Consider the following 11705-nt stretch of genomic DNA (forward strand, 5'->3'; position numbering starts at 1 on the left):
CGTGTTCAATCAATCCCATGTTGAGCCAGGCGGAAATCTCCGACCGATTCGAAATCCAGCAGCTGTTGGTTGATTACTCGAGCGCCATCGATACCCGTCGATTCGACGATCTCGACGATGTGTTCACCAGCGATGCATATATCGACTACAGCGCCTTTGATGGGATCGTCGGGCGCTATCCGGAGGTGAAGGCCTGGCTGGCGGAGGTGCTGCCGAATTTCGCCAACTATGCCCACATGCTGGGTCTGCCGTCGATACGGGTCGACGGTGACTCCGCACGCGCGCGGACCTTCTGCTTCAACCCGATGGTGTTCGGTGGTGAGACACCCAGCACCATGCTGTTGGGCCTGTGGTACGACGACGAGTTCGTCCGCACCCCGGCGGGCTGGCGGATGAGCCGCCGTGTCGAGACCAAGTGCTTCGACCGGCGCCCCTGACGGATTTCCACTCAACGTCGGCGTTCTGGCACAATGAGCGGCTGCACACGCGAGGCAAAACCGGATCCCGGCATCCTGCCCGGATCGCTGAATTGCAGCGTGACACGCATAGGAGAAGTCGCTAACCATGGCTGTGAAGATCAAGCTCACTCGGCTTGGCAAGATCCGCAATCCCCAGTACCGCATCTCTGTCGCCGACGCGCGCACCCGTCGCGACGGCCGCGCCATCGAGGTCATCGGCCGTTATCACCCCAAGGAAGAGCCGAGCCTCATCGAGATCGACTCCGAGCGCGCCCAGTACTGGCTCTCGGTCGGTGCTCAGCCGACCGAACCCGTGCTCAAGCTGCTGAAGATCACCGGTGACTGGCAGAAGTTCAAAGGGCTGCCCGGCGCCGAGGGCCGGTTGAAGGTCGCCGAAGCCAAGCCAAGCAAGCTGGAGTTGTTCAACGCCGCGCTGGCTGCCGCCGAGGGTGCGCCAAGCACCGAGGCCGCGACGCCCAAGAAGAAGAAGGTTCCGACCAAGAAGGCCGACAAGCCGGCCGATAAAGCCGACGAATCCGAGCCGGCCGCCGAGCAGTCCGAGCCGGCCGAGCCGGCCGCTGAAAGCTGATCATGGCCACTGTGGTCGTTGACGCCGTCGAGCATCTGGTCCGTGGGATCGTCGACAACCCCGACGATGTTCGGGTCGACATGGTCACCAACAGGCGTGGCAGGACCGTGGAAGTGCACGTTCATCCCGACGATCTCGGCAAGGTGATCGGCCGCGGCGGACGCACCGCGACTGCGTTGCGCACGCTGGTGGCCGGAATCGGCGGTCGTGGTATCCGCGTCGACGTGGTGGACACCGACCAGTAGCCCCGATGGAGCTGCTGGTCGGGCGGGTGGCGAAGGCGCACGGCATCACCGGCGAGGTCGTCGTCGAGGTCCGCACCGACGATCCCGAGACCCGGTTCGCGCCGGGAACAGTCCTGCGCGCCAAGGGATCCGACGGCGGGGAGCGCAGCTATGTCGTCGACACCGCCCGCGCGCACGGCGGGCGGTTGCTGGTTCGATTGATCGGGGTGGGTGATCGCGACGCCGCCGATGCGCTGCGCGGCACCCAGTTCCTCGTCGACTCGCAGGACCTGCCGCCCATCGACGAGCCGGATACCTATTACGACCACGAGCTGGAAGGTCTTCGGGTGCGCACGATCACCGGACAGGACATCGGCACCGTCACCGAGGTACTGCACACTGCCGGCGGTGAGTTGCTGGCGGTCCGCCGCGACGACGCGGGCGAGCTGCTGGTGCCGTTCGTCGGCGCGATCGTCACCTCGGTGTCGCTGGACTCTCACACTATCGAGATCGATCCGCCCGAGGGACTGCTGGAATTGGGGCAGTGAGGGGCGCATCGACATGAAAATCGACGTCGTGACGATCTTTCCAAGCTACCTGGATCCGCTGCGACAATCGTTGCCGGGCAAGGCAATCGAGTCGGGTCTGGTGCAGCTCGGGGTGCACGACCTGCGGCGCTGGACCCACGACGTACACCGCTCGGTAGATGACACGCCCTACGGCGGCGGCCCGGGAATGGTGATGCGGGCGCCGATCTGGGGTGAAGCGCTGGACGAAATCTGCTCGCAGGACACGCTTCTCGTCGTTCCGACGCCGGCCGGCACGCCCTTCCGGCAGGAGACCGCCCAACGGTGGAGCAGCGAGGCGCATCTGGTGTTCGCGTGCGGACGCTATGAGGGCATCGACCAACGGGTCGTCGACGACGCCGCCCGACGAATGCGGACCGAAGAGGTTTCGATCGGCGACTATGTGTTGCCCGGTGGCGAATCGGCGGCGCTGGTGATGATTGAGGCGCTCATCCGGCTGCTGCCGGATGTGATCGGCAATCCGCAGTCAGTTCACGATGATTCGCATGCCGATGGCCTGCTGGAGGGGCCGTCGTATACCAGGCCGCCGACGTGGCGCGGACTCGACGTGCCCGAGGTGTTGCTGTCCGGCGACCACGCGCGCATCGCCGAATGGCGGCGGGCGGCCGCGCTGCAGCGCACCCGGGAGCGTCGGCCGGACTTACTGCAGTAGTGGCGCCGCGCTGATGCGGGCTCAGATCCGGCCGGTCGGGAACATGGTCTTGACCGCTTGGGTGATCGTGGCCCGCGCGGTGGCCTCATCGGACGGCTGCAGCGACTCGATCACCATGATGTAGCGCCGATCCGCGCCGATAACACCGGTCGACAAGTGCATCCAATCACTGCCGATGCAGCACATCCATCCCTGTTTGACGGCAACCGGCTCGGCGTACAAGCCGTCCGGGATACCGAACCGTTGCGGGTAGCCGTCGATGCCGATCGGGGTGGACCGGGCCAGGTTCGCCACGATGATGTCGGCCTGCGCTGTCGGCAGGCCGCCGGACCCGCTGAGCAGCATGTCGTAATAGCGGACCAGGTCGGATGCCGAACTCATGGTGTCCCACCAGCGTCCGTCGCCCGGTGGTGTCGTGGCGGTCAACCCGTACCGCTCGACGACCTCGGCGATGATCGCCTGGCCGCCGCGCTGATTCCAGAAATTCTCGGCAGCGTTGTCGTCCGAGGAGCGCAGCATGATCTCGAGCGCCTGCCGGTCCTCCGGCGACAGCCGGATCTTGTCCTGGGATTCGGCCAGCAGCAGGTCGTCGGCGATGAACAGTTTGGCCACCGACGCGATGCCGATCAGCGTGTCCCTGCCGTTGGAGAACATCCGGTTGGTGTTGCGGTCGAAGAGCGCCACCGAGATCGTCGCGCCGTCCGCGGCGGCCTTGTCGGTGGCTTGCTGGATGCGCCTCTGCAGCCCGCCCAACGCCGCGGCGGACTCAGCGAACCCCGATTCGGGCGGGATCAACGCAGCCACCAGCGGGGCTACCCGGCTCGTCCGGTGTTCTGCCGGCCTGGCGGTGGACGCGCCGTACACCTTGGCCTCGCAGCCGGCCACCACCACCGTCAGCGCCGCTGTCGCGGCAACGAGCAGCATCGGGGCCCGCGCTCGCATGCGTCTCCTCGAAAAGGTTGCCAAAAAATACACCGGACGCGGTGGTCAGGCCCCTTAATGTGTACCACCCGGCCGCTCGTTCGGATGGCAGGCCTGACCGGTGATTTTGCCTGATTTCACTGCGTGCGCGCCATCTGGCACAATTGACCAGTTGTCTCCAGCGGTTGCCGGGCGGCCGGGCTGCTTCCGCCTGCTGCGAGATGCGTCAAGATGCCCGAATCCATCGGCTCGGTTGACCGCCCATGCGCCGCCGGCGCAGGCAGAAACCCCAGCCGCGAACCGCAAGGAAGTGTCTTCGGAAATGAACACGCTGGACTTCGTCGACAACGCGTCGCTGCGCGACGACATCCCGGCCTTCAACGCCGGCGACACGGTCAACGTGCACGTCAAGGTGATCGAGGGCGCCAAGGAGCGCATCCAGGTGTTCAAGGGTGCGGTGATCCGCCGCCAGGGCGGCGGGGTCCGCGAGACGTTCACGGTGCGCAAGGAAAGCTACGGCGTCGGGGTGGAACGGACTTTTCCGGTGCACTCGCCCAACATCGACCACATCGAGGTTGTGACCCGCGGCGATGTCCGTCGCGCCAAGCTGTACTACCTGCGGGAGCTACGCGGCAAGAAAGCCAAGATCAAGGAAAAGCGCTGAATCGCGGCCCCTTCGAAGTCGGGCGGATGCGGCTGACGGCGGTGCGAACCGCCCTGGCTACCCTGATCTGGTGACCGAAACCACGGACTCGTCATCCGAGCGCGAACCCGATTCCGGTCCGGCGGAGCCCAATGTCGCCACCCGAGAACCCACCCCCCAGGACGCGAAGACCACCGACGAGCCGAAGGGCAATAAGCGGGCGGCGCTGCGCGAGGTCGCGATCCTCGCGGCAATCGCGGTGATTCTGTACTACGTCATGTTGACCTTCGTGGCGCGGCCCTACCTCATCCCGTCGGAATCGATGGAACCCACGCTGCACGGGTGCTCGGGCTGTGTCGGCGACCGCATCATGGTCGACAAGGTCAGCTACCACTTCGGATCGCCGCAACCCGGCGACGTCGTCGTGTTCAAGGGACCGCCGTCGTGGAACCTCGGCTATAAGTCGATCCGCTCACACAACACCGTGGTGCGTTGGCTGCAAGACGGACTGTCGTTCGTCGGATTCGTGCCACCCGACGAGAACGACCTGGTCAAACGAGTTATTGCGGTCGGCGGGCAGACCGTGCAGTGTCGCAACGAGGGCGGGTTGACGGTCGACGGCACGCGGTTGACCGAACCGTATCTGGATCCGGCCACGCTGATGACGGACCCCGCCGTGTACCCGTGCCTGGGCAACGAGTTCGGGCCGGTCACCGTCCCGCAGGGCCGGTTGTGGGTGATGGGCGACAACCGCACCCACTCGGCGGACTCCCGCGCCCACTGCACCAGCACCCCGGCCGATGCGATGAAGGGCCTGTTGTGCACCGGCGATCCGGTGTCTGGCACCGTGCCGGTGGGCAACGTGATCGGCAAGGCCAGGTTCATCGTGTGGCCGCCGTCGCGCTGGGGTGGTGTGCGTTCGGTCAATCCCCAGCAGAGCCAGTAGCCGTGGCCACCACTTGGCCGCCGCGGACGGTAATCCGTAAATCCTCGGGCTTGCGCACTTTGGAGTCCGCCCTGTACCGCAACGGTTTGGGACCGGTGGTCGGGGTCGACGAAGTCGGGCGCGGAGCCTGCGCGGGCCCGCTGGTGGTCGCGGCTTGTGTGTTGGGTCCCGGTCGGCTGGAAAGTCTTGCCCTCCTTGATGATTCGAAGAAGCTCACGGAGAAAGCGCGGGAGAAGCTGTATCCGCTGATCCGCCGTTACGCGCTGGCGTACCACGTGGTGTTCATCCCGTCCACCGAGGTGGACCGGCGCGGAGTGCACGCGGCCAACATCGAGGGCATGCGACGCGCGGTGGCCGGCCTGCCGGTGCGCCCGGGGTATGTGCTCTCCGACGGTTTCCGGGTGCCCGGGCTGCCGGTGCCGTCGCTGCCGGTCGTCGGTGGCGACGCGGCGGCCGCCTGTATTGCTGCCGCCAGCGTGTTGGCCAAGGTCAGCCGGGACCGGCTGATGGTGGCGATGGATGCCGAACATCCCGGCTACGGCTTCGCCGAGCACAAGGGCTACAGCACGCCGGCCCACTCCGCGGCGTTGACCGAGCTGGGTCCCTGTCCCGAGCACCGCTATTCGTTCATCAACGTCCGCCGGGTGGCGACCGGATCGGGTACTCGGGTAGTGGCCGAATGCCAGCCAGTTCCGCCGGGTGGAGGAAGATGGGACCAGATCGAGCAGAAGGACGCCTGAGCAGATGAGTGCCGAGGATCTCGAAAAGTACGAAACCGAGATGGAGCTCTCGCTGTACCGCGAATACAAAGACATCGTGGGCCAGTTCAGCTACGTCGTGGAAACCGAGCGGCGGTTCTACCTGGCCAACAGCGTCGAGATGGTGCCACGCAACGCCGACGGCGAGGTGTACTTCGAGCTGCGGCTTGCCGACGCATGGGTGTGGGACATGTATCGGCCGGCGCGGTTCGTCAAGCAGGTGCGGGTGGTCACCTTCAAGGACGTCAATATCGAAGAGGTGGAAAAGCCCGAGTTGCGCCTGCCCGAGTAGCTACGCGGCGATCGCAAGCGCGGCGAAGCCGGGCGCGGCGGGTCGCCGCCAATGGCGTCAGCTGCCCAGCGAAGGTTGGTCGTCGCTGAAGATCGGGTTGCCGCGGTTCTCGATGACCGTTCGTGCCACGTCGGCGAGTTTGATGTTCAGGTCCTGGGAATAGCGCCGCAGCACATCGAATGCCTCGTCCTCGGATACCCCGTGCAACAGCATCAACATGCCCACCGCCTTGCCGATCTCCCGGTTGCTCAGTAGTCCCCGGCGCAGGGTGGTGACGTCCTCGCCCGCGGCGATGGCGTTGATGGCCACACTGGCAAAGGAGGCCAGCACGATCGCCTGACCGGCGGACTGGGTGTCGAAGGCGTTGGCGCTGTCGCTGAACAGGTTCAGCGCGCCGCTCTTGCGGCGATCGACCAAGATGCGAAACCCCATAGCGCCGCGCACTGGTGTCTCATCGAGCAAACGAGCAGCCAGTTTGGGCCACTCGCTCGGCGTGGTCAGGTCGGTTTCGATCTGGGGAGTCTCCTCCTCGATGGCGTCGAGGCATGGCCCTTCGTCGACGGCCCGTTCCAAGTTGTCGATGCGGTGCGCGACGTGGTCGCTAGCGCCGACGGTCACGTAACGCTCGCCGCGGCGCACCAGCAGGCTGGCGTGGTCGCAGCCAGACACGATCAGCGTTGCAGCGATGCAAATGGCTGCATACACCTCACCGGGGTCCGAGCCTTGGTAGATGATCTCGGCCAGCGCGGCGAACACCGTCGCGGGGTCGGCTTTGACCGGCTGGGCTATTGCCTCGGAGTTCGTGTTGGCCTCTTCTGCCACGTTGTTCCTCATTTCAGGTGCTGCCCTCGCCGAGGAACGCGCACGTCTTGCGGCGACATGTCGCCGGAAACCACCGTATACCGGGCGTCGGCCCAGCTGGCTGGATTAGCTGTCCAGGTTCGTTGCGTTTGATGACGATTCGGTGCAGCAACGGGCTGCTGCGTCCGGGTACTTGCGGCGAAGTTCCTTGTCCCGCGGCTACGGCAGCGATGGCAGGTGAAAGCCGCCCGACGTGGTTGTCGGCGCGGTGCTGGTGGACGGTGCGGTGCCGACTAGCTTGAGCCCGCATCGGCGGAGGCTGTCGACGTTCAGTCGACTCTGCCGACTGCCTCGACTTCACGACGCGGTCCGTGACGTTGCCACTTCGATACGAAGGGAAAGCGCAGTAGTGCCAACCCAGCGATCGTCAGGGTCAACAGCAAACCGCCAAGCGCCCAGCCGCCGACAATGTCCGTGGGCCAGTTAGTGCCCAGGTAGGCGCGCGTCGCACCGCCGATGGCGGCGATCACGACGGCCGCGATGACTGCGGTGACTCGGTGGCCGCGGCTGCGCAACCAAGGCCAGGCAAGCGTGACCACCAGCCCCCAAACCAGGACCGAGGTGGCTGCATGGCATGAGGGAAAAGCGTAGCCGTCAGCGCTTGTCAGCCAGTGAGCCTGGGGCGGACGCTGCCGCTGCACCAGCTTCGACACCCCGGCGCAGATGACTTGTCCGATGATCAGTGCCGGTACGGCGAAGGTGGCAGCCCAGTAGCGGTCGCGCCAGATCACCACCACCACCGCGATAACAACAACCAGATATGCAACAGGGGTGCTGCCCAGGTACGTCAGGAGGCGGGAGAGGTCCGAGAAGACGGCCACGCGATGGTCGACCAGGAACTCATGCCAGTGCGGGTCTTGCTGTGCCAGCTCTTCATGTCCGACGACGTCTTCGGTGACGCCGCCGAACAACCAGCCGGTGCCTCCCGCGGCCGCGATTATCAAGGTCAGTGGAAGCCCGGTCCAGCGCTCGGTTGACAGTCGCGCGTCGACCAGCGGCGCCAGCCGGGGGTGCCGCCGGAGGCGAGCCAAGAGGTATCCGCCGATAATCAGGACGAGAACACCGACGCCGATGATGCTCATACGCTGTTCCGCGGCGTGGTAGCTCTTTCCGGCGATGTAGCCGACCATCGTCGCGGTCGTAGCCCAGCCGATGCCGCCAATCGCGTTGAATACCAGAAATGTCGGGTACGGCAGCCGGCTGATACCGGCCATTCCGGGCACAAGCACCCGAAGTGCCGCGGTGAACCGCCCAATCAAAACCGCCGACCCGGCGCGGCGTCGCAGCAATGCAGTCGTGCGTTCGATGTGTTCAGGCTTGACCAGCCGTTTCGGCAGCCGGTTGAGCAGGCGTTGTCCGTAGCGCTTGCCAATTTCGTAGCCGACGCTGTCGCCGATGATCGCGCCACCTGACGCCACAATTATCACGAGCCAGAGCGGCAGAGCGCCTTGGCTGGCCACAACACCCGCAATGAGTACCGCGGTCTCGCCGGGAAAAACAACGCCGACAAACATCGACGACTCCAACAGCGGAAGCAGAAAGGCCGCGCCGAGAACTACCACGGCGGGTAGCTTGACGAGCCAATTGATGAACTGATCCATCCGCGTCTCTACTTACCGGTCGGCCATACGTGAGCGCTCAGCATGCGACGTTGATGTTGTGGCTGACGATCAGGATTCACCTACGTAGAAACCATCAGCCGGTGAGGCAGTTGAGGCGAGCTTCATCGCCTGGCCCGATGCTACTCCGGCTAATACGCAGTGTTGTGTCAGCCGGCGGCCGGCGAGCGGGGCACGACGCTCTTCGTACGCAGCTTCGCGGCGACGTTACTGACACCTCGTCCTGCCAGCGTACCGAGGAGCGCTTCACCGAACATGCCGGGAGGCATGACACCGGAGGCTGCCGGAGCTGCCGCGGCGCTGGTGCTCGGCAAAGTCAGTGCCGCGGGGCCAACCGCCGGGGTGGCTGTGGCGGCCCAGGTTTGCGGGACCGACAAAGTGCCGACCAGGCTGGCCCGCCCCGTCGCCGCCGATACGGACGACGCACCAAAGTTCGCCGGTCCGGCAGACGATGCCAGTGTCAGCGGCCCGGCCGGTCCTCCCAAGAATGGTCCAATTCCTTGCGCCGCGTCGCGTTCGGCATTGATCGCCACTGCATGGTTCGTCACGCCTATCGACGATCCAGAAAAGGATGCACTGGTAATGGACGCGGCGCCGCTCGTCGAACTCACGGTGTCGTTGAAGACGTCGGTTGGATTCAGCAGCGGGGTAGGCGCGGCTGGCGCCGCGGGTTGCTGCAGCGTCGTGGGTAGTTGTGGCATCGACTGCGCTGGGCTCCCGGCGGAATGCGCGGCCGCGGCAGTTTGTGCGGCCACCCCGGCTGGGTCCGTGGTGCGTGGCGGGTTAATAAACGGTGTCAGTCTCGACGCGGTGTGCGATGAAGCGGCGTAGCCGTACATCGCGGCGGCGTCCTGAGCCCACATTTCGTCGTACTGGGCTTCGGTTGCCGCAATCGCCGGGCTGTTCTGACCGAAAAAGTTGCTCGCTACCAGCGACTGCAGTTGCGTGCGGTTGGCTTCGATCAGCGGCGGAGGCACCGTCATTGCGAAGGCGGTTTGATAGGCTCCCGCGGCGGTCTTGGCCTGTAGCGCGGTCTGCTCGGCCTGAGCGGCGGTGCTGTGCATCCACGCCACATAGGGCGTAATCGCATTTGCCATCATCATCGACGACGGGCCCTGCCAGCCGCTGGTTGTCAGGCCGGTGATCACTGACCCGTAGGCGGCGGCCGACGCATTCAGTTCGTGGGCGAGCTGGTCCCACGCGGAGGCCGCGGCTATCAGCGGGGACGAACCGGGGCCGGCATAAATTCTGGAAGAGTTGATTTCTGGGGGCAATGCTCCAAAGTCCATGTCTGCAAACCTTTCTCAATCAGCGGTATAGGTTTTGGCGTTTGGGCTGCTATCCGGCAGCCGGCGAGCGGACGATCACCGGTTTACTTTTCGCGCGGGGACCGTCGAACCCGTATCGAGTTAGCGTCCCCAACACGGACTGGCTGAACGCGCTTCCGGGAACGGGCGGCATTTCCGCGGCGGTTGCCGGCGTTGCGCCCACGGACTCCGGCAAGGTCAGTGCGACCGTTCGGATCTCTGGTACGGCGGTGGTCCAGTTGGCCGGCACTGACAAGGATCCGACCACCGCGGCCCGGCCCATTCCTGCCGACACCGGTGGGCCGAGTACTCTCACCGGAGCGGTCGAGACAAGGCGGCCACCAGACACGGCAGATTTTTCCGCGTCCCGGGCCTGTTGGAACGCGAGCCTTTGATCTTGGATCACGATGCTGCGCCCCGTGTTTGCGGCGTTGCTCGTCGAGAACACCGTGTTCACGATTTTGGTGACCGAAAGGAAGGTGCTGAGCGTAGACGAGGGGGACAGCGAAGCAGCGGGTGCGGCGAGTTGCTGCAGGGCGGCGGGCGTAGCGGACATCAGTTGTGGCAGTGTCGTCGGCTGCGCCGCGACGGCATTGCTGACGGCGTTGACGACCGTGCCGGCTTGGGCCGCAAGCCCGGTCGGATCGGTGGTGGGTCGCGGGGGGACGAAGGGGGCCAACCGAATCGCCGCCGCCGAGGATCCGGCGTAGCCATACATCGCGGCCGCGTCTTGGATCCACATCTCGGCGTAATGCGCTTCGGTTGCCGCGATCGCCGGCGTGTTCTGACCGAAGAAATTCGTCGAAATTAGTGCCATCAACAGGCTGCGGTTAGCGGCAATCACCGGCGGTGGAACTGTCATCGCGAACGCCAGCTCGTAGGCGGCCGCTGCCTCCTTAGCCTGGATGGCGGTCTGCTCGGCCTGAGCCGCGGTGCTGTGCAGCCAGGCCACATGCGGTGCCGCCGCGGCGGCCATCGACAACGATGCTGAGCCCAGCCAGCCGCCACCGATCAGTTCCGCGATAATTGACCCGTATGCCGTTGCGCTGCAGGACAGCTCGACGGCCAGCACGTCCCAGGCCGTTGCGGCTGCCAACATCGGCGCGGGTCCGGGTCCGGAATACATTCTGGCTGAGTTGATCTCCGGTGGTAACGTCCCGAAATCGAACACAAGCCCGCCAGCTCAGCCGGTTGCGATGGCGTTGGCCGCCTCAGTGGCGGCATAGGAGCCGGCACTGGTACTCAAGGCGGTGACAAACATCTCGTGAATCGCCGAGGATTGGGCACTGACCGCCTGATACAGCTGGGCGTGCGCGGCGAACTGCGCTGCGGTCAGCGCCGAAACCTCATCTGCGGCAGCCGGAATCACTCCGGTGGTCGGAGCGGCTGCGGCGGCGTTCTGAGCGGTCATCGCTGACCCAATCCCCTGTAAACTGCCTGCTGCTGCCGTAAGCATTTCCGGCTGTGCGGTGACGAAAGACATGACTATTCCTTTCCTGGATGACGTTGGTCGTTGTGAAGGCGCTGAGAAAGCGCGCCGGGGGACCGCGAACTGGGAGGTGCTGCGCCACCGGGCATTTCGAGGAAATTGTCACGCCCGCATTCCGCAGCGACGTAGGACGCTGAGGAAAGCTACTGGAATGTGGTGCCATTCGCCGCTACCCGCCTTCCACCCCGACTTACTCACGGGTAGAAGCCATCAGCCAGGGGCGGCGGTTACGGCGAGCTTCATCGCCTAGCGGGATGCTACGCCGCGTCCAACCGGACGCGCAATCACTTGTGGATCGACATGCAACTGGGGATAACTGGCCGCTGAACCGTGGTGGCTGCCCCGCGGTGTCGGCCCGG

The 11705-nt window shown here is 65.3% G+C and carries 15 protein-coding genes and 2 riboswitches; of the genes, 9 read left to right on the forward strand and 6 right to left on the reverse strand.

What is annotated here, in order from left to right; all coding sequences use genetic code 11:
- Nucleotides 1-17 precede the first annotated feature (17 nt).
- The 5 genes from AC5Y5W_RS07325 (at nt 18) to trmD (ending at nt 2510) form a co-directional block, all read left to right on the forward strand.
- Nucleotides 18-437 carry a nuclear transport factor 2 family protein gene (locus tag AC5Y5W_RS07325; RefSeq protein ID WP_500009165.1) on the forward strand — a complete coding sequence of 140 codons (420 nt, stop codon included), beginning with the start codon at nt 18-20 and terminating at the stop codon, nt 435-437.
- A gap of 127 nt (nt 438-564) precedes the next feature.
- Nucleotides 565-1047, forward strand: coding sequence for a 30S ribosomal protein S16 (gene rpsP / locus AC5Y5W_RS07330; RefSeq protein WP_500009167.1), 483 nt, complete (start codon nt 565-567; stop codon nt 1045-1047).
- A 2-nt stretch (nt 1048-1049) separates the two neighbouring features.
- The gene (locus tag AC5Y5W_RS07335; RefSeq protein ID WP_065015852.1) at nt 1050-1292 is read left to right on the forward strand and encodes an RNA-binding protein; all 243 of its coding nucleotides are present in this window, start codon (nt 1050-1052) and stop codon (nt 1290-1292) included.
- A 5-nt stretch (nt 1293-1297) separates the two neighbouring features.
- Nucleotides 1298-1819, forward strand: coding sequence for a ribosome maturation factor RimM (gene rimM, locus AC5Y5W_RS07340; RefSeq protein ID WP_500009168.1), 522 nt, complete (start codon nt 1298-1300; stop codon nt 1817-1819).
- 13 nt (nt 1820-1832) lie between these two features.
- A complete protein-coding gene (gene trmD / locus AC5Y5W_RS07345; RefSeq protein WP_500009169.1) occupies nt 1833-2510 on the forward strand; it encodes a tRNA (guanosine(37)-N1)-methyltransferase TrmD in 678 nt (225 codons plus the stop codon).
- Nucleotides 2511-2531: 21 nt separating this feature from the next.
- Here the strand turns inward: trmD and AC5Y5W_RS07350 are convergent, their stop codons facing one another.
- Complete coding sequence (locus tag AC5Y5W_RS07350) at nt 2532-3452, reverse strand: serine hydrolase (protein ID WP_500009170.1); 921 nt, start codon at nt 3450-3452, stop codon at nt 2532-2534.
- Nucleotides 3453-3753: 301 nt separating this feature from the next.
- Between AC5Y5W_RS07350 and rplS the strand changes: the two genes are divergently transcribed.
- From rplS to AC5Y5W_RS07370, 4 genes are all read left to right on the forward strand, one after another.
- Nucleotides 3754-4095 carry a 50S ribosomal protein L19 gene (gene rplS, locus AC5Y5W_RS07355; protein WP_500009171.1) on the forward strand — a complete coding sequence of 114 codons (342 nt, stop codon included), beginning with the start codon at nt 3754-3756 and terminating at the stop codon, nt 4093-4095.
- 70 nt (nt 4096-4165) lie between these two features.
- Nucleotides 4166-5020, forward strand: coding sequence for a signal peptidase I (gene lepB / locus AC5Y5W_RS07360; RefSeq protein WP_499885467.1), 855 nt, complete (start codon nt 4166-4168; stop codon nt 5018-5020).
- A gap of 2 nt (nt 5021-5022) precedes the next feature.
- Nucleotides 5023-5760 (forward strand): ribonuclease HII, encoded by a 738-nt coding sequence (locus AC5Y5W_RS07365; protein WP_500009172.1) that lies wholly within the window; start codon nt 5023-5025, stop codon nt 5758-5760.
- Between the two features lie 4 nt (nt 5761-5764).
- Complete coding sequence (locus tag AC5Y5W_RS07370) at nt 5765-6070, forward strand: DUF2469 domain-containing protein (RefSeq protein WP_012393608.1); 306 nt, start codon at nt 5765-5767, stop codon at nt 6068-6070.
- A gap of 57 nt (nt 6071-6127) precedes the next feature.
- Here the strand turns inward: AC5Y5W_RS07370 and AC5Y5W_RS07375 are convergent, their stop codons facing one another.
- The 5 genes from AC5Y5W_RS07375 to AC5Y5W_RS07395 form a co-directional block, all read right to left on the reverse strand.
- Nucleotides 6128-6904, reverse strand: coding sequence for a GAF and ANTAR domain-containing protein (locus tag AC5Y5W_RS07375; RefSeq protein ID WP_500009173.1), 777 nt, complete (start codon nt 6902-6904; stop codon nt 6128-6130).
- Nucleotides 6905-7200: 296 nt separating this feature from the next.
- Nucleotides 7201-8532 carry a VTT domain-containing protein gene (locus tag AC5Y5W_RS07380; protein ID WP_500009174.1) on the reverse strand — a complete coding sequence of 444 codons (1332 nt, stop codon included), beginning with the start codon at nt 8530-8532 and terminating at the stop codon, nt 7201-7203.
- Between the two features lie 78 nt (nt 8533-8610).
- Nucleotides 8611-8671, reverse strand: a riboswitch (Fluoride riboswitch).
- Nucleotides 8672-8699: 28 nt separating this feature from the next.
- Entirely contained in the window at nt 8700-9839 is a 1140-nt protein-coding gene (locus AC5Y5W_RS07385; RefSeq protein ID WP_500022237.1) for a PPE family protein, read from the reverse strand.
- Between the two features lie 49 nt (nt 9840-9888).
- Nucleotides 9889-10983: a PPE family protein gene (locus tag AC5Y5W_RS07390; protein WP_500009347.1), complete on the reverse strand. Its 1095-nt coding sequence runs from the start codon at nt 10981-10983 to the stop codon at nt 9889-9891.
- Nucleotides 10984-11040: 57 nt separating this feature from the next.
- A complete protein-coding gene (locus AC5Y5W_RS07395) occupies nt 11041-11340 on the reverse strand; it encodes a PE family protein (RefSeq protein ID WP_500009176.1) in 300 nt (99 codons plus the stop codon).
- A gap of 200 nt (nt 11341-11540) precedes the next feature.
- Nucleotides 11541-11602: riboswitch (Fluoride riboswitch) on the reverse strand.
- Between the last annotated feature and the right edge of the window lie 103 nt (nt 11603-11705).

It is taken from the genome of Mycobacterium sp. NGS51 (genome assembly GCF_059812525.1).

What these genes read in the sequence shown, in the direction of transcription:
- AC5Y5W_RS07350 (WP_500009170.1), bottom strand. Translation starts at nt 3,452, where the DNA reads ATGCGAGCGCGGGCCCCGATGCTGCTCGTTGCCGCGACAGCGGCGCTG.
- AC5Y5W_RS07385 (WP_500022237.1), bottom strand. Translation starts at nt 9,839, where the DNA reads ATGGACTTTGGAGCATTGCCCCCAGAAATCAACTCTTCCAGAATTTAT.
- rpsP (WP_500009167.1), top strand. Translation starts at nt 565, where the DNA reads ATGGCTGTGAAGATCAAGCTCACTCGGCTTGGCAAGATCCGCAATCCC.
- AC5Y5W_RS07380 (WP_500009174.1), bottom strand. Translation starts at nt 8,532, where the DNA reads ATGGATCAGTTCATCAATTGGCTCGTCAAGCTACCCGCCGTGGTAGTT.
- AC5Y5W_RS07370 (WP_012393608.1), top strand. Translation starts at nt 5,765, where the DNA reads ATGAGTGCCGAGGATCTCGAAAAGTACGAAACCGAGATGGAGCTCTCG.
- AC5Y5W_RS07390 (WP_500009347.1), bottom strand. Translation starts at nt 10,983, where the DNA reads ATGTATTCCGGACCCGGACCCGCGCCGATGTTGGCAGCCGCAACGGCC.
- rimM (WP_500009168.1), top strand. Translation starts at nt 1,298, where the DNA reads ATGGAGCTGCTGGTCGGGCGGGTGGCGAAGGCGCACGGCATCACCGGC.
- AC5Y5W_RS07395 (WP_500009176.1), bottom strand. Translation starts at nt 11,340, where the DNA reads ATGTCTTTCGTCACCGCACAGCCGGAAATGCTTACGGCAGCAGCAGGC.
- AC5Y5W_RS07375 (WP_500009173.1), bottom strand. Translation starts at nt 6,904, where the DNA reads ATGAGGAACAACGTGGCAGAAGAGGCCAACACGAACTCCGAGGCAATA.
- trmD (WP_500009169.1), top strand. Translation starts at nt 1,833, where the DNA reads ATGAAAATCGACGTCGTGACGATCTTTCCAAGCTACCTGGATCCGCTG.
- AC5Y5W_RS07335 (WP_065015852.1), top strand. Translation starts at nt 1,050, where the DNA reads ATGGCCACTGTGGTCGTTGACGCCGTCGAGCATCTGGTCCGTGGGATC.
- rplS (WP_500009171.1), top strand. Translation starts at nt 3,754, where the DNA reads ATGAACACGCTGGACTTCGTCGACAACGCGTCGCTGCGCGACGACATC.
- AC5Y5W_RS07325 (WP_500009165.1), top strand. Translation starts at nt 18, where the DNA reads ATGTTGAGCCAGGCGGAAATCTCCGACCGATTCGAAATCCAGCAGCTG.